Genomic DNA, 18,732 nt, shown 5'->3' with positions numbered 1-18,732 from the left:
TGGTTATATCATTTAATATAGATATTTTTATATTTTAGATTTGTTAATTAACTATTATATGGCGAAACTTATCATTAATTCCTATGAAGACTTTGAAAAGTACGTAGGAAAAGAATTGGGTACTTCCGATTACCTGAAAATCACACAAGACCGCATCAATAAGTTTGCGGAAGCTACTCTCGACTATCAGTGGATACACGTAGATGAGGCCAGAGCTAAAGTAGAAAGTCCATTTAAGAGTACTATCGCGCATGGCTACCTTATGGTATCTATTCTTCCATACTTGTGGGACCAGATCATAGAAGTAAATAATATTAAGATGCTTATAAATTACGGCATCGAAAAACTAAAATTTAATCAGGCAGTTGTAGTCGACAGCGAAGTACGCCTAAGGGTTGTACTGGCATCGCTTGTCAATTTGCGGGGAATAGCAAAAGCTGAACTGAAAGTGGTTTTGGAGATCAAAGACTCTCCGAAAAACGCTTTGGAAGAAAATGTTATTTTCCTATATCACTTCAACAGCTGAAAGGATAAAAAAGAATGACCAAAAAGGGTTGACACAAAAGTAATATTTGATTATTACCTTGGTCAACCCTCTATTTTTTTTATAATCTCTTTTACATTACCGAATTATAACTAACATATGCTTTTACAAGAGCCTTCCACTTTATACATTCGATAGGCACATCTTTGGCATTGTATACATGATTGTATCCTGTCAGTTTTACATAGTTTTCACCAACTTCAGATTGCTCAAGATTCTTTATTGTAAGAAACTCTTCTCCATCTATCGTCACCAACACTATATATGCCTGCCCCCAGTGTATATGATTAGTATTATTTGCTGTTTTGTAGCAAACAATGTCGCCCGGCTTTATAAGCGGATACATACTATCTGTCTTTATAATACCGGCACCATCGCACATACCCAAGTTGGGTATAGACAAATACCCTAAATGTTTTTGCGTTTCGTTATAAGCAAATATAGGAATCAGCTCGAGTGGTGAATCCGGAGCCTGAAAGCTTTTATCGGTCAACATCTCGGGATCTATATTTACCAATGCCGCATATTGCTCACGTATTGTTTGCATATTGTTTGACAACGGAAATATAGATGACTTCATCATCTCCCCTTCTCCCGTAATGAGCCATTCCAGATTCAAATCGGGATATGCCTTACTAATCTTAAAAATGGTATCTCCTGTGATTCCACTCTTTTTGTCTAAAGTGCCATTCGAAATTCCGGTTTGGGTATAAAACTTATTTTTACTTATACCCTCTTTTTCGATAAATTGTATAATTCTCTCTTTTTGAGTTAGGTCTTTATTCATTAGTGTATAGTTATTTCATTCCTAATCTGCATATATAGCATATATACAGAAGGCAATATGTAAAATATCTCACAAAGATAGCCTTAATTCTTTATGTCTTAAATTTTTGATTAAATATACTCTTTTTTTTATTATAAATTATACTTTAATACACTAATTCTTATATTTTTTTCGTCAATACATAATTATTAACCTTTATTAATATTTTCAAATATAAAAACAATACCTCTGTAGGCTAGACAATTACACTATCACATAGTCTTATTTCTACACAAATAGGCCTATACAAATAGTTAAATTTAGAAATATTTCACCCAATTTGTTTTGAATTGAGAGATATTACTTTATTTTTGTGTGTATTTTATAAGCTAAGCGTGAATATGTTATTAAAAAACTCGTTCGCAAGAACAAACTGAGTTTAATCTACGCACTAAACGTAGTGCGGTTATTTTTCATAGAAAAAAAACTATATTGAAAATGATGGATGAAAACTAAACAAATTATTCTATTCGCAAACAAGTTGCAAAAGTGAAATGAAGACTTGCACAAAGAAAACAAGATTTAGTGTACTGACTTTCATCACCATCACCCTTCTAACGCCTGATATACATTCTCAGGTTACAATAGGGTTGGGAGCAGCGCCTGCAAAGGCCGGGTTGTTGCAATTGAAAGATCAAGAGCCTGACAACAACAATGTAACGAGCAAAACAGGTGGGCTGATATTGCCCCGTGTAGCTCTAGTAGACCCGAAAACTCTAGAGCCTTTTATCAACCCTACAGAGGTAGGGTATAGTGAAGAGAAAATCAAAAATGTAGGTTTGTTGGTTTATAATATGTCAAAAACAAGTCCTTTCGTTCAGGGGTTATACTGCTGGAATGGAGAGACGTGGGACATTTTGAAGTTCACCGAATCCTCTTCGCCCGGGAATACCGATCCGGGAAGTGGAGGCGGGGGCGGAGGATCTGCTGATCCCGAAACCCCAACTTCAATATACGACCCTTTAGCCCTAAAGCTGCCTAATTCTTACATTGCGGCAAATAGCAATACGATTGATATCCCTGTCATTAAAGCCTACTCCGTCTGGACTCAAATGCTGAATATAGACGAAGCGCAAATGGAAGGGGCAGTTAGTGCCGAATTGCTATGGCAAGATAGGGAGGGCCTTATAGAAAAGGTCACCCTTGCAAATGGAGATAAAGGAACTGCATCGAAAATAAGAGTAGTTACCAACAGTAATGGGAAACAAGGAAATGCCGTTGTACAACTAAAAATAAACAACATTGTCCGCTGGAGCTGGCATATATGGGTAACAAGCTACAATCCGAACGTATTGGCTGGTGAAAAAATATGCAACAGCAAAATATTTATGGATCGTAATCTGGGGGCACTCACTGTAATACCGGGCAGCACAGGAACATCCGGACTATTATACCAGTGGGGCAGAAAAGACCCATTTCCGGGTTCGGCTACTGTAGACTGCGAGACAGAAAAAGCGCTTTATAGCCTTACGGGAGAAACCGTAAGCATATCAAAGAAAGAGGTACAAAGCGAAAACAACCTGTCGAATGCCACTACGAACCCGCTTACGTTCTATTATTCTTCGACTAGCAATCAGGATTGGTACAGTACTTCATCATCTGTAAGAAATGATCATCTTTGGAACGAAAGTGATGGAACAAAAGGAGTCTTCGATCCATGCCCAAAAGGATGGAGAGTGCCTAAATCAGGATCGGCCAATGCTTCTATCTGGTACGGATTGACAACTAGCGGAATCAATTACGACAAGGGCAAAGGTGAAGACTGGGGTACTGCCGGATATTACCCTGCTGCCGGATACCGCAATCCACAAACGGGAGATCTGAAAATGGTTGGAGTGGAAGGATATGTTTGGGCAGCGAGTGAATTTTATGGCACATCGTACCGCTTGTGGTTTAAACCATACTATACACAAGTCGATGACCGTGATTATCGTGCAAAAGGCAACTCGGTACGTTGTGTAAAAGAATAAATGATGATATGGATATATAAAAATATAAAATTGTAGATACAATTCTATCAACACAATTCTACTCTGTGTAGTTTTTAATTTGTCTTAAGGTTGGGTTGGGCATGTGCGAGATGCACGTGCCCTTCTATTTTATATGCAATACCAATTTAGATATTGATAAACATAACCCTGTGTAATTTCTCATTCAATTTGGATAAAACAGGCCCTGTAAATCTCACGACTCACAGGGCCCAACCTTAACACAAACTTTACAAAACTACGTATTGGGACAGTGTCATCCCAACAGTTTCATTCGGGCAAATTGGTCCCCGTTATATATTTTATTTGCCCAATCTATATTCAGTAGGCGATTTCCCTGTATGCTTTTTAAAAAAACGACTCATTGAAGCCTGACTCGAAAAATTCATCATTACGGTAATCTCCTGTATGTTTAATGCCGCATTTTTCAGCAATGCTTTTATTTCCATTATTGTATAATCTACTATCCAGTCCTTTGGCGATCTGTAACTAACCCCTTTTATGACAGAAGTCAGGTATTTAGGAGAAATCCTGAGTTTATCGGCATAAAAAGCGATCTCTCTGTACTCCTTGAAATGCATCATTACCAGAAGGAAAAAATCGTAAGTGAGTTGTTCCTTTCTTCTGTACGACGACACTTCTATTGCCAACAGGTTGCTTATGTAATTATTATACAGATCCAAATAGAGCAATCTCAATAAATTAACTACATACTCTCTGCGAAAAAGCTTATCGGCAGGCTGCACCCAGCTATCTACCAATTTGAAGTATTGGGATATCCGATGTACTTCATCCCTTTGCAACATATACTGATGCTTCCTCCTCATGTATATAAAAAACAGTGGCGACAGTCTCGGTATACCCCTCAGTATGTCTTCGATAAACTCTAGTGAAACCAGAAAATAACTAATCCTGAAATCTTCACTTTTTTCTTTTACCGATATCAACTGACCTGGCAGTACTACAATAAGCTGGTTTTTGCTAAACCAATATTCTTGCGTATATACGTTAACCTTTGCGCTTCCCTCTAGACAAAAGACTAATATACCTGATGGTTGATTTAATATCGGCCTGATTTGGGGAAAAACCCCTGTATCCATTATATAATTAAAATCATCCAGAGTGACATATTCGTTCCTATTCCGTCCTGATGGTCCTCTATCAGTGCTGTACTCCATTATAAAGCTTTGTCCTCAATACTTTGATGTAAAGATAGGATTTCATTTCATATGATTTGCATCGAGAGGAAATATGGTATAACAATAAAGGAATATAGCATCATGTTTGATCATTCCTGGCCATTTTTCATCTAAATTCAACTCATTTCTATACTTTATAGATATTCTGAAGCGATCTTGATTTTACTAACTCATCATTGTGCTTTACTAATATAGTCTTTTATTTTATAAAATAAGACTTTTTTGACAAAATTTTACCAAAAATATACAATAAACCAAAAATGATATCAACAAGGTTCGTAACAAAATTTACTCATAGTCCGATAAAATCTGAGCTGTCAGCTCTTTCCTTTTGTTTTATAGAGCGGGGTTGCTCAATTTTTATTTACCCTTCAACACACTAGCTAATGCGCCGTCGAGGCGCTCGTACAAAAATTGGAAATGGAGATCGAGAAGGTGTTGCGGCACAACCCGCTGTCCATCCAACAGCATTGTTGCAGATTCTCCCAATACCAGTTTTACTATAAAGGCAGGCATGCGAAATAGGCAGGGGCGATAAAGTGTTGCCGATAGCAGTTTGGAGAATCGTTTGTTTGTAACAGAACCGGGTGCAGTAAGATTAAAAATACCTTGTGCCTCCGGCGTATTCATCAAGAATATCAGGGCATTCACCATGTCCTGTATATGTATCCATGAGATGTATTGTGTACCCTTACTCAATGAGCATCCCAATCCTAAGCGAAAAGGTAATGTCAGCATCGACAACATACCTCCTTCTTTGGCCATTACAATTCCTGTACGGGAGATGCAAACACGAGTCTTTTCGCTTTGTGCCTCCAAGGCCAGTTCTTCCCATTTTTTACAGAGTCGATGAGTAAACTCGTCGTGAGGTAAAGCCTTTTCGTCGATGGGCTGATCGCTCTGCGCACCATAATATCCAACAGCCGATCCCGATATAAATACACGAGGCGGCGTATCACTATTTTTTATCAGTTCGGTAAGACGGCGGGTTATATCCCAACGGCTATTGCACAATTTTGCTTTCTGCATTTTGCTCCATCGTTTTCCGATGATGGGCTCTCCGGCCAGGTTGACAATTACATCATATCCGGAGAGAGAGTTTAGCTGCTCTAGCGAGGGACAGTATGCAACACGACTTCCCCATTTCTTATCCAACTTTTCTTTACTTCGGGTCAATACTGTGATGTGATATCCTCCTTGCTGTAGTAACGTAGCTATCAATGCGCTTCCAATTAACCCTGTACCTCCTGTTATAAATATGTGCATATCGGATGTGGTTACATTGTTTATATTTAATGAACAATGATCTTTATAAAAATGTTTATAGGCAAAGAGTTGAGTATATGAAAAAAATAATATATATAATTATTTCTATTCTGGTCTGTTTTCTAGTTGGTTATACAGCCCGGTACTTTCAGTCCGAATCTATTGTAGAGTGGTATCCCCATTTGGTTAAATCCTCGCTTTCACCTCCCGATATTGTTTTTCCTATAGTATGGAGCATCTTGTATATCTGTATGGGATTGTCGGTAGGTCTAATTATTACTTCAGATCGATTGAAGGAGCATTATTATCTTCAATCGTTTTTTATCCAAATATTTTTCGTGCAGTTATTTTTTAACTTCATGTGGAGTATTACTTTCTTTTATCTTCAAAGTCCGATCTTTGGATTGATCAACATTCTCTTGCTTCTGGGCGTCATTATATATTATATTATAGAAACGTATTCTTTAGCCAAAGTATCTTCAATTCTCTTTTTTCCATACCTGGCTTGGGTTGCGTTTGCGTCTTACCTCAATCTGTATATTGTAATATATAATTGACGATGTACGTTTCCGGTAATAATGCCGGCCATTTCTTCCCGTAAATTATAACTCGGGCTAGTAGTGTATATAATAATATATATATATATATATTATTTACTATCGTAGGCGAAATCCTTCAGTTCATTAAGTTCGTATGCGATCTGCCTTTCCCATTCTTTTTGCTTACCTGTATCGCCGGCCGAATTGGTTTCTTGCGTGTACCTGACCCGGCGAGACATAAATTCCGACATCACTTTCCAGTTTAGCTCATCGGCTACACTTGTACTTCTGATAAGCAATTTCCTATTTTCGCGCAATGCTTTCCTCAACTCCCGGGCATAGACCTCGCTGAGATCGAAAAGTGTTTGCTGATAGAGCAAATATTGCTGTACATTGCCTGTAGTATCTATTTGAGAAGTAGATTTTACCATATAGTTGCGGACATTCTTATTGAAGTTTTTGGTAACAAAGTTAAATTTGCTCACCTGATAATCTATTGCAAACTCGGCCGAAGTGGCGCCACTTTCCATATTCTGAGTATGGATACCAAAATCGGCAACTTCGAGTTGTTGTCTTTCGTTCCAATATACTCGGTCTTCGTCCTTATCTTTATCCTTTTGTGCAGATGCTGTACTGAGTGTAAACAGGAATAAAATGGCAACGAACAACCTTTGGTATCTAACTTGTTTCATTATTTTCATTTTAAAAATATTAGTCATTTTAAAGATACATATACACATTAAGTATATTGAATATTCTAACGTTATTTAACCCCGTATAAATATACAATAAATGATTTTTTAACAAAAATACATGGTATATTTGTATTTGTTGTGAGAAAGAAAGCCCATCGATCGACTACTTATTTTCATTGCTCAGGCTTAAGAATCAATTCATAAACTAAAAACTATGTTGAAAAAAGATACACTCGATTTTTTAAAAGCTCTCAAAGCTAATAACAACCGTGAATGGTTTGCCCAAAACAAGGATTGGTACGAACGTGCCCGTAAAGATTTCGAACATTTGGTAGGTGAAGTTATACAAGCTATTGCCTCCATCGAACCCGAAATGGGAACACTAGAGCCTAAGAAATGTATATTCCGCATATATCGGGATGTTCGCTTTTCTCCTGATAAATCGCCATATAAAACGCATTTCGGTGCTGTATTCACACCTCGCAACCTTGGAAAATCGTCGGGATATTACCTACATATAGATCCTGCTGAAAGCTTCGTATCTTGTGGACATTATATGCTTATGCCCGACCAGCTGAAGAAAATGAGGCAAGGTATATATAGTGACTTCGAATATTTCAAAGAGATATTGGATGAGAAGCGTTTCAAAAAAGAGATAGGCGATCTGTATCGCGACGACGATATGCTTACTCGAGTGCCTAACGGTTTCTACAAAGACCATCCTTCAGCCGAATACATGAAGTTGAAGCATTTTTATGCACTAAAACCTATATCGGAAGACAAATTGCTAAGCGACGGCCTTGTGCCACACATCAAAAGTATATATAAACTAATGCAACCTTTGAATCGCTTCTTAAACGATGTACTGCTCGAAGATTAGCGGATACACAACTATATAATACGTCATATATACACAAAATAAAATTTCGGATATAAATATTTGATTGTTTGATAAATAATTCTTATCTTTAGGTAAGTATTTTATTAAAGATATTGCCAAATAGTATTTCGTTTGGTGTTACAGACGGAAACTATTTAATTATTATCATGACTGCACGCCCTGCTTGGATAATGATTTGTGTAGAAATAAGTCACAATAACGGCGCCACTACCTCCGTTATCCGATGTAACCTCTCTCTTTTTTTACGATATTTCGGTAAAATAGGTGATACTGTGTACCCCTATTCTTTTATTCAATTATTAATCCCATACCACCATGAACGTTTTGAAACATGATATCACTATCAATGCCGGTACAATCTGGCGTATCGTATCCGAAAAAAGACGCTTGTCAGTAAAAGAAATCCTTGAAATGACCGGATATAAGGAAGCTATGATGCTTTTTGCTCTTGGATGGTTAGTAAAAGAAGATAAAGTAGAACTGAGCGACAATGAAGGTACACTATATGTGAACCTTACCAGTTCTTTATCCGAAAACTACTATTAAAAGCAAATAAGCTTAAAGGCTTATTTTTCCTGACTTTTTCTTGATGGAAAATTACAAGACAAATCTTAATCTGTTGCCGACATACCAATGCTTTGCCGGCTTTCTGACTAGTGCCTTATTTTAATGACATGTAGGGAATTCCAAAACTGCAACAATCCCTGCATTTTAAACATTTGCGACACATTGAACCTATCGAAGGCAAAGTCCCCTACTCCTTGCAATCGATAATATCCGAAAACAGACAAAGATCGAAAGATATCAATATTTTTACCACTGCTTACTTTTGGCTGACACCTGATCAGGGAATCAATATTTCTGTCGAGCGTCAGCCTTTGTTATTTCGACTTCCGAGAGTCTGAGAATAAAAAATACGTCCTCCGTTACAAAAGAGAAAACTTCATTCATAATTAAAACTTATATTTGTATCAATATTCTTTCGAGGGAACAGATACGCAAGCAAAATTAATGCCTTTTGCAAAAAACATCGTGGATCATCCCTTCTTATTCGTCATATATAAACAAATAGGTTTAAGACCTGAAAAACATTTTTAATTTAGCATTTATGTATAAACTGATTCTCTTTTTTCTATTTCTATCGGCTTCGCTTTGTGCCCAAAATGTGGAGCAAACATATCGCAATCCGGTTATAGCATGCGACTTGCCCGACCCTAGTGTTATCCGTGTGGGCGAAGACTATTACGCCGCCGGAACTACTTCCGAATTTGCCCCCAACTATCCTCTATACCATTCGCGCGACTTGGTCAACTGGGAACGTATAGGAGCCGTATTCAACAATCCGCCGGAGTGGATAGTAGGCGACTGCTGGGCACCCGAATTGTATTACAACGACGGCACATATTTTGCCTATTATACCGCCCGTCGCAAAAGTGATAACATTTCCTGCATCGGGGTGGCTACTACAACAGATATACGAAAAGGGTTTACCGACCATGGCATTATCATCGAATGGGGAAAAGAAGCAATCGACGCATATGTTTTCAAAGACGACGATGGCAAGCTCTATATCACATGGAAGGCTTACGGGCTGGATAAGCGTCCGATCGAAATACTGGCATCGGAACTATCGGCCGACGGGCTTTCGCTCAAAGGCGAACACTTTACCCTCTCCGATCCGGCAAAAGGTTGGATAGAACGTGGTGACGAAGGACAATGTATCGTAAAACGAAATGGCTATTATTATCATTTCTACTCGGTGGGCGGATGCTGCGACAACCGTTGCGACTACCGTGTACATGTAGCACGTGCTAAAAGCCTGCTAGGCGAATGGGAACAATACGAGCCTAAACCTATACTGCAAGGTGGTACAGCTTGGCGATGTTCGGGACATGGTACGTTGGTACAATCGCCCGAAGGCAGATATTTTTATCTGTATCATGCTTACAATGCCCACGATTTTGAATACGTAGGGCGTCAGGCTTTGCTCGATGAGCTGATGTGGGACGACAATACAGGCTGGCCATATTTCAGATATGGAGATACACCCACTGCGCAAGCTCCTGTTCCGTTTGCAGGAACAGTGCAGAAAAGAAATATCGATATCCGAGACAATTTTAAAACCCCGAAATACAATACTTATTGGCAATGGGATATGTATACATCAAAACCAAATGTAACTAAAGACAGTAAAGGTATCACCATCGTTAACGAAAAAAGCGGATTGTCTTTCTGGGGAGTAAATTCCCAATCAGGCAATTATACAATGAGTACCGAAATTATCGGTAAAGGTTCAAACTTCAAAGGCCTTACAGTATACGGAAGTGCAAAGAGTTTGTACGCTTGGGGTGTTGAAGGTGCTAAAATAAAACTTTTTAAAATACAGGATAACAAAAAAGAAGAAGTATATAGCGAAGCTATAAGCGGAGACTCTGCTTCTGTCCATATCAAGATAGAAGCCGTTAGCGGCAGACTGTTCCGCTTCCTTTGGTCGTCCGATAATACTGAGTGGAATATATATCCTAAAGACAACAAAAGCATCGACGCTGCGTTCTTACCTCAGTGGGGACGAGGGCTACGTGTTGGTTTTCTTATCGAAAATAATGGCAGTGATAATAATGCAACCTTCTCTTATTTCGATCTGATAAATAAATTTTAGGTAAGAATATCCATACTTATGCAGGTTTTGATTTACCTGAACAAAAATCAGTTAAATCAAAATCTGTAAAGTCGGATATAAGTCTTTTTTCTACAATAAACTCTGTAGGCAGACCGGCCTGTATTTAAAAATCTATATCTATATCTCCAAGTCCATCGGCTGCACCTTCGGCCAAATCTTTGGTTACCTTAGTCACCCCATTGGCGATATGCCCCACCGAATCGCTGATGACCTCCTGTACTGGTTCTATAATATCTCCTATACCGTCAACTATTTTATCAATTATATTGCTATCGGTTGTTTCATCCGAAATTGCTGAATTTTCTTTATCCGCATTTACCAGTTTAGTTATAGATTCTCCGATGCGAAATGGTATTTCCATTATTCCGTCGGTCACCTTGTCTAAATAAGAGGGGTCTTTTTTTTCTTGTTCTTGATTTTAGTCTGTGTTCTCCATTGTATCCATCGTTGTGTGCGTTATTATATTATTTATATTTATTTTTATCCGCCTCTGTAATTTCACGTACTACTTTGCAGGGATTGCCTACCGCCAAAACATTGGCAGGAATATTCTTCGATACTATGCTGCCGGCACCTATTACCGTATTGTCGCCGATAGTTACTCCCGGAAGGATATGCACACCTGCCCCTATCCATACATTATCGCCGATGGTTACAGGATATGCATATTCCAGTCCTTGGTTTCGCTGCTCTACATCGAAAGGATGTCCAGCAGTATAGATACCGACGTTGGGTGCTATGAAAACATTATTGCCAATAGTAACTCTAGCTCCATCGAGAACGACAAAGTTCATATTGGAAAAGAAGTTTTCTCCAATTTCTATATTATAGCCATAGTCGCAATAGAAAGGAGGTTCGATAGTAAACTCATGTCCTATTTTGCTCAACAAGTTCCTGATTACGAGCTTTCGCTCATCCACCTTGGCCGGATGCAGGTTGTTGTAATGATAAAGAGCTTCTTTGGCATGTTCTCTGTCTGAAAGTATTTCCGGATCGTAATTTGCATTATATAGCAGGCCTTTAGCAGCCTTTTCTTTTTCTGTCATAGTTTTGGTTATCCAATGGTTAAACTTTTCTATTATAACAATGTATAGCTAAAGCTATTTGTTACAGCGTCCTAATATAAGCATTTTAGATAAAAGATGTGTGATACGACTATTTTTATCTGCAAAAAGAGCAGTAGGGAAAATAACCTGCTGCTCTTTCATATTTTGTTGGATCGCTCTTATTTTTCGTTCAATTCGACATAATATTTAAATCTGTCGAGGATAGCCTGCCAACCCTGTTGTTGCAGTTCTATAGAATTTTGATCCTCAGCCTGAAACGTTTCCTCTATTTCAGTTTTATTTCCTTTGCTTTTGAATATTACTTTAACTTTACGTCCATCAGACAAAGTATAAGTAATTTTTTCATTCGGCACCACCTCATCATAACGGCCTTCGAAATCGAATCCGACGGAACCGTCTTTTGCTTCCATACGTGAACTAAACCATCCTCCGCCTTTGAGATCATTTACTGCGCTTACTGTATGCCAGTCGTCAGAAGCCGTATTCCAGTTAACGATATGGGTAGGGTCTGTCCAGTAATGCCAAACCACATGCAGAGGAGCAACTACTTTGATACTTACTCTTATACTTTGTCTTTTTTGTTCCATACTTATAAATTTTTATTGCATCGAATGCACTCCAAAACAATTACCTTCGGTATCGAGGCACAGACATATAAAACCATATTCGTCTATCGAAAACTTAGAATGTATTACCTTTCCTCCGGCAGCTACTACACGACTTTCTTCGACAGAGCAATCATCACTTCCAAAATATACGATGGTACTATTTCCTCCGGCTTCTATTCCTTCCATCTTCACCAACATACCCGATACATTAGGAGCCGACATATCGTCGGACATAGGGAACATGTACATTTCGGAATGATCATTGTTGACCATAGGCATTTTTTCCAATTTATCGTTCAGAACGGTTTCATAAAACTTACGAGCACGAGCCATATTATTTACATAGATCTCGAACCATACTACAGGGTTTGTTTTAGCTGCCATATTAATATTGTATTAATTGTTAAAAAAATCAGAGTTCTTTTGCCAGAAACTCCTTAAGATAAATTCCCAGTATTTCTTCCCATCCTGCCCTATAGCTTTCTGGTGTAAACTCAGGGCCTGAACCTGCAAAATTTTCAGTACCCTCGTGTGTCAATGTTACTTTGGTTCCACCTTCTATAGGTTCGAGACTCCATGTGAGCATCGATTCGCCTTTACTATGGCCGGGATGTGCCCATGTATGTTTTAATATTTTTTCGGGTATTATTTCCTGTATTATAAATCGGTGATTGAATATCTGTCCTTCGTAGGGCACAGAAAAGTCAAAAGACGCACCTTTTTTCAGTTCGAAATTATCGATAGTGAAATACCATTCTTCCATTTGCTCTTTATCTGTAAGGGCTTTCCATACTTTTGAGATTGGATCCGGATATATTTTTTCTATTATTATGGGTTCGTGTTTCATGATAAGACAAAAATCAAGTTGATAATCAGTATATTTAATATAAACATAAGAGATATTGTCCGTGTTCATTCCTATTAGTTAATATAAATAAAGACAGAGACACTTAAAAGAAAAGTATAGTATCTATTTTCAACCGGAAAATGGTAATTCAGGAAATAGAAAAAACACAGGTAAAGCCAGACTTTATACTATTCGAAGTAGTAGAAAGGCATTTACCTGTGTTTGGATTTAGATGAATGAAATTTATATAGCTACAAAAATTTCTTTCTTACCCAGCTTACTCCAACCCACCCGATAATCAGCAGTAACAAAACTCTTCCGCACCATACTTGAAAAGATTGGAAAGAAGAAAGTCTATTTACCTCTTTTTCTACATGTATAGGGTAAGGAACTTGTATACTATCTGTCATAAAAATAGAATCGCGGACGAACTTATCACGATAGAGATATTTGTATTTTTCAAAAAATACGGTATCACCTTTCAATTTTACGAGAACCGAATCGTAGCGATAAACCGAATCGTGCAGGATACGATCTTTGTATTCTGTCTTTATCGATTCTACAGGCACATATAGTGTGTGTGTCTTGCATGACGATAAACAAAAAATTATCAAAAGAGTAATCAAAATAATAGTGATAATTGTATTTATACGAGATTCGTCTTTCATCTGAATTCTTTTTTTACATCGAAGCAAGGACAGGCCTTTGCCGCAAATTCGTTATGTCCGTGAACCGTTGCATTGGGATATCTTGATTTAATATCTTTAACCAAAGAGACTAAAGCTTCTTTTTGCCCTTTATTACGGGTATCTTTCGGATTCCCTTTTTCATCGAGACCTCCTATATAGCACACTCCTACCGAAGTGGAGTTATGCCCCAGACAGTGCGCGCCTATTAGTGATTCGTCACGCCCTTTGTGAACCGTTCCGTCGATATAAATAACATGATGATAGCCTATTTTTGCAAATCCCCGGGCTTTGTGCCATTCATTTATATCGTCTACTGTAATATGCTGCCCTTCTTTTGTGGCCGAACAATGAAGTATAATTTTATCTATCTTCCTCATTTTCTCTTGATTTATTTTTTAATATTTCAGATAACCCTTTCAATAGGTCATCTTTATTTTCGAGTATAATATTTAGGTCCTCCAGGCTCTTGTTTATCTTCCACTTATCCTTATCGTGTGCCTTTTCTAATATCGATTTACATTCGATAAAGATGAGAAAAGCTGCCGCAATCATTGTGATATACGGCTGGGGATAGAAGAATGTACCAATACAGTCGAACATAAAGGCAAACAGCATCAAAGCGTAATAAAGAACAGCTTTAGAGACTGTTCGCCTAAGTCCGTAAGAAGTACGAATTTCACCTCGTTGCTTTGCCTTCTGACATCCGCTTACAAGATCGATAGCCATCGACAATGTGACAAGAAGCCACATAATAGCAACTATGGCAAGTTTGAAGCGCAGTGTAACAAAATCGCCGATAAGCAACGACTCAATAAATAATACCATTGGATATAAATTATTAGGAATAATAAGTCCTCCGTTTCATAAAAGAAACGGAGGCTATTTCTGTTATAGAAACATTGAACTGTTTCGCCCTGCGGGCTCTTTATCTATCAAAACAGCACTGATTTGATTTACTTGCTGTTTTTGAACCTCCGATTTATCGATCAGAACAGCACTAACCTTATAAGCATCTGCATTTCCAGAAACTTCTGATTTGCCAATCAGGACTGCATTGATTTTCATGTTGCTTACATCCACACCTTCTGGTGGTAATCCATTCTCAAAATCAGCCATAGTTACATAGGGTTTAGGGTAGATATTACCAATCTAATCTGCATATATGCTCCTTTTATTGGGTATCCGGGAAGCTTTACACCAGAGTATCCTATTATACTATTATAAAAATCAGGATGACCGGATGCTATATATTTACCATCACTACCCCTTTGCATCTCAATTGTTACATTCGAATTATTTTTCATTAAACATCGGGGATCTTCCGGTAGAACATCTATCCATTCTGGTTTTTGTTCTTTTAACCAAAAATCATAGTCTGATATACCATCTTTAAATTCAAACTCCTTATGCCAACATCGGCGTAATCTTAAATTTTCGTGAGGAGTGTAAGTTAATAATCCCGATTTGGCTACAAAAGAATCTGTTGCACCATAGCTAACTCCGTTGTAGATAATTTTACCATCTTTTTTTGCTGAGTCTTTATAATCTACAAAATACCAATAGTCCGGTTGAAGACTTCCACTAACGATCTCTTCTGATGGAATTTGGTTTACGATACGAAGTTGGATGGTTTGGTATAATACTTCATCTAAGATTTCATAAACCTCTACATTATCTGAACCTGTAAATGAAGACTTTCCTATTACTCCTCTAAATACATTATTCCGTGCCAATAAAGATGTATTATAGGTTAAATCATTATACACCACAGTGGCGTTTTGCTTATCGCTTGATCTGACCAGATATGTTTTTCCTTCCTCAATAGAGTCTTTAGGCATTGGCATAGATGATAAAGCATTTGTAGCATCTAATCCTAAACCATAAATCATCGGTAAATTATGTATGATATCCAATGTTTTCAATTGATGTTTACCCTCTAACCATATTATTTTAGAATCAGTAAATACTATGTTTTTTTGAGAAGGATCTATAGCTTCATTTAATGATATAATATCATTAGCCACTATCGCCTTATCTGCTGGATTAAATGGAGAAAAACTACCAGGTATATTTGAATCTGAAGTGATGGGTATTAAATCTCCACGAAAGTTACTGTAGCCAAATGAAGCATTACTATATTTTTCAAAATTATGAATAATGGAGTCTTTTATTACTAATCCTTCCTTTGCCGATTTTTTTGCAAAAACCCATTTATCTAATGGTAAAGATTTATCCACATTTTTCACATTGGGTACAATTATTCCTTGTGCTGTACATCTCGAAATGAAATCATTCCTTAGTTCAGATTCCGTATCTCCATTTAATGGCAAATACTCCGGTTCATTTCCTATTTTATACTCACAGTCATTGAAAGCAAAACGGTTATTAGATAGGGTACCAGTAATAGAACTTACTGGTATAACAATCTTACATTTATCATATAAATTTAAGTTGCCATATAAATCTGCGATGTTAATACCCACATATGAATTAGCAGAGCCACCATTCCCTGTTCGCATTAAACAATTAGTAAAACTAACCACAACATATGTACCAATTGAAAAACTAACTATTTCACAATTTTTGAAATTAAATATACTATTATCGCCATTTGATGTTGTAGTAATTATTAGATCTTGTATTGTAGCATCTTTTATATACCAATTTTTATTTCCAGATGGCTTCCATGTAGATCCTACAATTTCATTACTGAAAGTAGTATCCTTTATTCCTGTCCCAATTATATTTATATTATCATTGTTCGCTCCTCCAGATTTCAAGTTGAGTTTAAAATAACCTGTTCCAAATATATTTGCTGTTTTATTTCCTAATGAATATACAGCACTTCCATTTCCTGGCCTTTCTCTTGAGCGACCAGAACCAACACCTACTAATGAATAGAATAAGGTAGAATATGATAAAACAGTTTCTGGATTATCTCCATTATATGTATAATACACATCTTTAAAATTATACTTTCCCATCCTCTTCCAATTTTTCAGTTATTATCACTCGCTTATTATTAAGCACCAAAATATTACAATTATCAAAATCTGCAACTCCAGACTCTACATGTTTGTCAAATAACTCTCTAAACACACTCGGCTGTTCTTCGAAGAATATATTATCATCAACCTCCAGAATTACATCACCTTTCTTTACTTCATATATCATACTTCCTCCAATTTTGCTTTTGCGTAAATGAATAAATAAGCTGTAGGATCAGTTGTTTGATATTCGATCGAAAACTTCACCAATGAGCCTTTTTCTACCTTTTTATTTAATATTTGATTATCCGGTTTGGAAAATGACTCAACATCGATAGAAAGTGAACTAACGTTCAACGTATCTATCTTATATATAGTCATTTCCTCCCCTATAAACATTCTCATTTCTTTATTTTCCATCGTCAGAGCAATGCGCCGTTCGAGCTGAAGATTACGAGCATACTCGGCCAATTTATCAAACAGATATTTACCTGATGTAAGCGTTCCGTCACCCTCACTTTTAGAACCGAATATCCAGAAGCCTGACGGATCTTCTATAGTGGGTAAAGACGAGAGTCCTACCGGATCTAATTTTCTTGTATCATTTGCCATTTTAATTTATTTAATTGATAATATTTCCATTGTCTTCTACTTAGTAAATCAATATTGCATTTTTAGTATCTTCAGTCATAACTATACGTCTATCTTCAGTTCCAAGTACAGGTATTATATTGAAACGTGAAGCATCTATTTCGAATAGAGGAAATACCGATTCTTTATTTATTGTTATCTGGTAGCCCGATGCTTCACCCATCTGACCTGTTATTTGCGAAAATGAAAGAGAAGCTCCTCCATCACTGCCAAAGCAATACATCTTCCCTTGCGAAGTACGAAAAGCCACTAAATATTTATTTACCGTAGTCAGTAACAAACTCGATAACTTGTCACCACTGAGAGTGCGGACGAAAGTTGATAGCCCTTGCTTGTAAACACCACCGTCTTGAGTCTCGGTAAATGAGCTTTCACTTACTGCACCTATCTCCCAAAATGGTTCGGGTGTTTCTATCCTTTCCACATAACATCTATCGAACAAACTTTCATCCGTAAAATGATATGCTTTAAAATCTCCGATATCAAGTAAATAAATATTTGTTATTCCCCCGGGATTATATTCACAGCTATGCTTTATATTTTTTAACAGCCTACATGTCATTATTTTAATCCTTTAGCCATTAGCCAAGAGCCAATAGCAGTTAATAAATGAGCCGTTAGCCTTTAACTTTTTAGAGTTAATGCTAACGGCTGTGAGCCCTCTGGATTTATGGAGCTACCACTGTTTTGTCGGCAATAGCGGAGATTACACTTACATCTTTGAGTAAGCGTCCCATTTCTATTTCTGTACCGGCCATTGTCACTGTCCAACCATAAGCATCGGCATCAGCTGCTCCGGAAGCATAGTTGAACGCCGTTGCGCTCAATCCATTATTACGTCCCAAAACAATTGCTTTGTTAGACTTATCAACAACCACAGCCGTAAATTTACCAAGGCTCAATGCTTTTTCCTGATTAAGGAACTCATAGTCGTAATTACTTATTGTGAAATTCACAGTATGTGTGCGATATTTACCACCATTGCCGTTGACAGCAAGTTCGTCGGAGAAAGATGCAGTATTGTCTACAAAATCTATTTTATAAGCCTTATCGCTATCGGCAAGGGAAATAGAGTCTATTCCTCCGTCTGCATCGAGTGTATATTCGTTTTCGGAATCATAATTTATCAGATAAATTTCTTTTACACCGGCTACCGTATAATGACAATTATCTTTTGTTATTTTTGAAGTTAATTTACAAGACATAGTAATTTACTTTTTTATTATTTAAATTGAATATTAATAC

At 37.3% G+C, this 18,732-nt stretch carries 24 protein-coding genes; 6 read left to right on the top strand and 18 right to left on the bottom strand.

Annotation, left to right across the window (positions count from 1 at the left end; translation table 11 throughout):
* Positions 1–58 precede the first annotated feature (58 nt).
* Positions 59–526, top strand: a complete 468-nt coding sequence (locus tag JGH11_RS13335; RefSeq protein ID WP_201112601.1) for a MaoC family dehydratase — start codon at positions 59–61, stop codon at positions 524–526.
* Positions 527–617: 91 nt separating this feature from the next.
* On the opposite strand, the gene JGH11_RS13330 is transcribed toward JGH11_RS13335, so the two are convergent.
* Complete coding sequence (locus tag JGH11_RS13330) at positions 618–1,331, bottom strand: S24 family peptidase (RefSeq protein WP_201112600.1); 714 nt, start codon at positions 1,329–1,331, stop codon at positions 618–620.
* Positions 1,332–1,864: 533 nt separating this feature from the next.
* On the opposite strand from JGH11_RS13330, the gene JGH11_RS13325 reads away from it, so the two are divergent.
* Positions 1,865–3,340 (top strand): hypothetical protein, encoded by a 1,476-nt coding sequence (locus JGH11_RS13325; RefSeq protein ID WP_201112599.1) that lies wholly within the window; start codon positions 1,865–1,867, stop codon positions 3,338–3,340.
* A gap of 320 nt (positions 3,341–3,660) precedes the next feature.
* Here JGH11_RS13325 and JGH11_RS13320 read toward each other — a convergent pair whose 3' ends face one another.
* Together JGH11_RS13320 and JGH11_RS13315 are read right to left on the bottom strand one after the other, a co-directional pair.
* Positions 3,661–4,536: an AraC family transcriptional regulator gene (locus JGH11_RS13320; RefSeq protein WP_201112598.1), complete on the bottom strand. Its 876-nt coding sequence runs from the start codon at positions 4,534–4,536 to the stop codon at positions 3,661–3,663.
* A 381-nt stretch (positions 4,537–4,917) separates the two neighbouring features.
* Complete coding sequence (locus JGH11_RS13315; RefSeq protein ID WP_201112596.1) at positions 4,918–5,823, bottom strand: TIGR01777 family oxidoreductase; 906 nt, start codon at positions 5,821–5,823, stop codon at positions 4,918–4,920.
* Positions 5,824–5,900: 77 nt separating this feature from the next.
* Between JGH11_RS13315 and JGH11_RS13310 the strand changes: the two genes are divergently transcribed.
* Complete coding sequence (locus tag JGH11_RS13310) at positions 5,901–6,380, top strand: TspO/MBR family protein (protein ID WP_201112594.1); 480 nt, start codon at positions 5,901–5,903, stop codon at positions 6,378–6,380.
* Positions 6,381–6,472: 92 nt separating this feature from the next.
* Here JGH11_RS13310 and JGH11_RS13305 read toward each other — a convergent pair whose 3' ends face one another.
* Positions 6,473–7,054, bottom strand: a complete 582-nt coding sequence (locus tag JGH11_RS13305) for a hypothetical protein (RefSeq protein WP_201112592.1) — start codon at positions 7,052–7,054, stop codon at positions 6,473–6,475.
* A 217-nt stretch (positions 7,055–7,271) separates the two neighbouring features.
* Between JGH11_RS13305 and JGH11_RS13300 the strand changes: the two genes are divergently transcribed.
* The 3 genes from JGH11_RS13300 to JGH11_RS13290 all read left to right on the top strand — a co-directional run bounded on the left by JGH11_RS13300 (position 7,272) and on the right by JGH11_RS13290 (position 10,617).
* Entirely contained in the window at positions 7,272–7,937 is a 666-nt protein-coding gene (locus JGH11_RS13300; RefSeq protein ID WP_201112590.1) for a DUF2461 domain-containing protein, read from the top strand.
* A 336-nt stretch (positions 7,938–8,273) separates the two neighbouring features.
* Entirely contained in the window at positions 8,274–8,504 is a 231-nt protein-coding gene (locus JGH11_RS13295) for a winged helix-turn-helix domain-containing protein (RefSeq protein WP_201112588.1), read from the top strand.
* Positions 8,505–9,066: 562 nt separating this feature from the next.
* A complete protein-coding gene (locus JGH11_RS13290; protein WP_201112586.1) occupies positions 9,067–10,617 on the top strand; it encodes a glycoside hydrolase family 43 protein in 1,551 nt (516 codons plus the stop codon).
* A 124-nt stretch (positions 10,618–10,741) separates the two neighbouring features.
* On the opposite strand, the gene JGH11_RS13285 is transcribed toward JGH11_RS13290, so the two are convergent.
* The 14 genes from JGH11_RS13285 to JGH11_RS13220 all read right to left on the bottom strand — a co-directional run bounded on the left by JGH11_RS13285 (position 10,742) and on the right by JGH11_RS13220 (position 18,692).
* A complete protein-coding gene (locus tag JGH11_RS13285; protein ID WP_201112584.1) occupies positions 10,742–11,014 on the bottom strand; it encodes a hypothetical protein in 273 nt (90 codons plus the stop codon).
* Positions 11,015–11,102: 88 nt separating this feature from the next.
* On the bottom strand, positions 11,103–11,684 hold the full coding sequence (locus JGH11_RS13280) for a sugar O-acetyltransferase (protein WP_201112582.1): 582 nt from the start codon (positions 11,682–11,684) through the stop codon (positions 11,103–11,105).
* A gap of 179 nt (positions 11,685–11,863) precedes the next feature.
* Positions 11,864–12,292, bottom strand: coding sequence for an SRPBCC domain-containing protein (locus JGH11_RS13275; protein ID WP_201112580.1), 429 nt, complete (start codon positions 12,290–12,292; stop codon positions 11,864–11,866).
* A 12-nt stretch (positions 12,293–12,304) separates the two neighbouring features.
* Positions 12,305–12,697, bottom strand: a complete 393-nt coding sequence (locus JGH11_RS13270; protein ID WP_201112578.1) for a VOC family protein — start codon at positions 12,695–12,697, stop codon at positions 12,305–12,307.
* Positions 12,698–12,725: 28 nt separating this feature from the next.
* Entirely contained in the window at positions 12,726–13,160 is a 435-nt protein-coding gene (locus tag JGH11_RS13265) for an SRPBCC domain-containing protein (protein WP_201112576.1), read from the bottom strand.
* Between the two features lie 251 nt (positions 13,161–13,411).
* Positions 13,412–13,828, bottom strand: coding sequence for a hypothetical protein (locus JGH11_RS13260; protein ID WP_201112574.1), 417 nt, complete (start codon positions 13,826–13,828; stop codon positions 13,412–13,414).
* On the bottom strand, positions 13,825–14,226 hold the full coding sequence (locus JGH11_RS13255) for an N-acetylmuramoyl-L-alanine amidase (RefSeq protein ID WP_201112572.1): 402 nt from the start codon (positions 14,224–14,226) through the stop codon (positions 13,825–13,827). The genes JGH11_RS13260 and JGH11_RS13255 overlap by 4 nt, the downstream gene beginning before the upstream one ends.
* Entirely contained in the window at positions 14,210–14,674 is a 465-nt protein-coding gene (locus JGH11_RS13250; RefSeq protein WP_201112570.1) for a phage holin family protein, read from the bottom strand. The genes JGH11_RS13255 and JGH11_RS13250 overlap by 17 nt, the downstream gene beginning before the upstream one ends.
* Positions 14,675–14,737: 63 nt before the next feature.
* Positions 14,738–14,965 (bottom strand): hypothetical protein, encoded by a 228-nt coding sequence (locus JGH11_RS13245; RefSeq protein ID WP_201112568.1) that lies wholly within the window; start codon positions 14,963–14,965, stop codon positions 14,738–14,740.
* A gap of 2 nt (positions 14,966–14,967) precedes the next feature.
* On the bottom strand, positions 14,968–16,833 hold the full coding sequence (locus JGH11_RS13240; protein WP_201112566.1) for a hypothetical protein: 1,866 nt from the start codon (positions 16,831–16,833) through the stop codon (positions 14,968–14,970).
* Complete coding sequence (locus JGH11_RS13235) at positions 16,820–17,023, bottom strand: hypothetical protein (protein ID WP_201112564.1); 204 nt, start codon at positions 17,021–17,023, stop codon at positions 16,820–16,822. Before JGH11_RS13235 ends, JGH11_RS13240 begins: the two co-directional genes overlap by 14 nt.
* On the bottom strand, positions 17,020–17,448 hold the full coding sequence (locus JGH11_RS13230) for a hypothetical protein (RefSeq protein WP_201112561.1): 429 nt from the start codon (positions 17,446–17,448) through the stop codon (positions 17,020–17,022). The genes JGH11_RS13235 and JGH11_RS13230 overlap by 4 nt, the downstream gene beginning before the upstream one ends.
* Before the next feature lie 40 nt (positions 17,449–17,488).
* Complete coding sequence (locus JGH11_RS13225) at positions 17,489–18,049, bottom strand: hypothetical protein (protein ID WP_201112559.1); 561 nt, start codon at positions 18,047–18,049, stop codon at positions 17,489–17,491.
* A gap of 106 nt (positions 18,050–18,155) precedes the next feature.
* A complete protein-coding gene (locus JGH11_RS13220) occupies positions 18,156–18,692 on the bottom strand; it encodes a hypothetical protein (protein ID WP_201112557.1) in 537 nt (178 codons plus the stop codon).
* Between the last annotated feature and the right edge of the window lie 40 nt (positions 18,693–18,732).

This window comes from Dysgonomonas sp. Marseille-P4677, assembly GCF_016652235.1.
Classification (GTDB): domain Bacteria; phylum Bacteroidota; class Bacteroidia; order Bacteroidales; family Dysgonomonadaceae; genus Dysgonomonas.
Note: the sequence above shows the minus strand (reverse complement) of the source record. Positions and strands in the feature narration are given on the sequence as shown.

Bases quoted from the DNA above. Each gene is read 5' to 3' on its own strand.
- JGH11_RS13335 (WP_201112601.1), top strand. From the start codon at position 59: ATGGCGAAACTTATCATTAATTCCTATGAAGACTTTGAAAAGTACGTA.
- JGH11_RS13330 (WP_201112600.1), bottom strand. From the start codon at position 1,331: ATGAATAAAGACCTAACTCAAAAAGAGAGAATTATACAATTTATCGAA.
- JGH11_RS13325 (WP_201112599.1), top strand. From the start codon at position 1,865: ATGAAGACTTGCACAAAGAAAACAAGATTTAGTGTACTGACTTTCATC.
- JGH11_RS13320 (WP_201112598.1), bottom strand. From the start codon at position 4,536: ATGGAGTACAGCACTGATAGAGGACCATCAGGACGGAATAGGAACGAA.
- JGH11_RS13315 (WP_201112596.1), bottom strand. From the start codon at position 5,823: ATGCACATATTTATAACAGGAGGTACAGGGTTAATTGGAAGCGCATTG.
- JGH11_RS13310 (WP_201112594.1), top strand. From the start codon at position 5,901: ATGAAAAAAATAATATATATAATTATTTCTATTCTGGTCTGTTTTCTA.
- JGH11_RS13305 (WP_201112592.1), bottom strand. From the start codon at position 7,054: ATGAAACAAGTTAGATACCAAAGGTTGTTCGTTGCCATTTTATTCCTG.
- JGH11_RS13300 (WP_201112590.1), top strand. From the start codon at position 7,272: ATGTTGAAAAAAGATACACTCGATTTTTTAAAAGCTCTCAAAGCTAAT.
- JGH11_RS13295 (WP_201112588.1), top strand. From the start codon at position 8,274: ATGAACGTTTTGAAACATGATATCACTATCAATGCCGGTACAATCTGG.
- JGH11_RS13290 (WP_201112586.1), top strand. From the start codon at position 9,067: ATGTATAAACTGATTCTCTTTTTTCTATTTCTATCGGCTTCGCTTTGT.
- JGH11_RS13280 (WP_201112582.1), bottom strand. From the start codon at position 11,684: ATGACAGAAAAAGAAAAGGCTGCTAAAGGCCTGCTATATAATGCAAAT.
- JGH11_RS13275 (WP_201112580.1), bottom strand. From the start codon at position 12,292: ATGGAACAAAAAAGACAAAGTATAAGAGTAAGTATCAAAGTAGTTGCT.
- JGH11_RS13270 (WP_201112578.1), bottom strand. From the start codon at position 12,697: ATGGCAGCTAAAACAAACCCTGTAGTATGGTTCGAGATCTATGTAAAT.
- JGH11_RS13265 (WP_201112576.1), bottom strand. From the start codon at position 13,160: ATGAAACACGAACCCATAATAATAGAAAAAATATATCCGGATCCAATC.
- JGH11_RS13260 (WP_201112574.1), bottom strand. From the start codon at position 13,828: ATGAAAGACGAATCTCGTATAAATACAATTATCACTATTATTTTGATT.
- JGH11_RS13255 (WP_201112572.1), bottom strand. From the start codon at position 14,226: ATGAGGAAGATAGATAAAATTATACTTCATTGTTCGGCCACAAAAGAA.
- JGH11_RS13250 (WP_201112570.1), bottom strand. From the start codon at position 14,674: ATGGTATTATTTATTGAGTCGTTGCTTATCGGCGATTTTGTTACACTG.
- JGH11_RS13245 (WP_201112568.1), bottom strand. From the start codon at position 14,965: ATGGCTGATTTTGAGAATGGATTACCACCAGAAGGTGTGGATGTAAGC.
- JGH11_RS13240 (WP_201112566.1), bottom strand. From the start codon at position 16,833: ATGGGAAAGTATAATTTTAAAGATGTGTATTATACATATAATGGAGAT.
- JGH11_RS13235 (WP_201112564.1), bottom strand. From the start codon at position 17,023: ATGATATATGAAGTAAAGAAAGGTGATGTAATTCTGGAGGTTGATGAT.
- JGH11_RS13230 (WP_201112561.1), bottom strand. From the start codon at position 17,448: ATGGCAAATGATACAAGAAAATTAGATCCGGTAGGACTCTCGTCTTTA.
- JGH11_RS13225 (WP_201112559.1), bottom strand. From the start codon at position 18,049: ATGACATGTAGGCTGTTAAAAAATATAAAGCATAGCTGTGAATATAAT.
- JGH11_RS13220 (WP_201112557.1), bottom strand. From the start codon at position 18,692: ATGTCTTGTAAATTAACTTCAAAAATAACAAAAGATAATTGTCATTAT.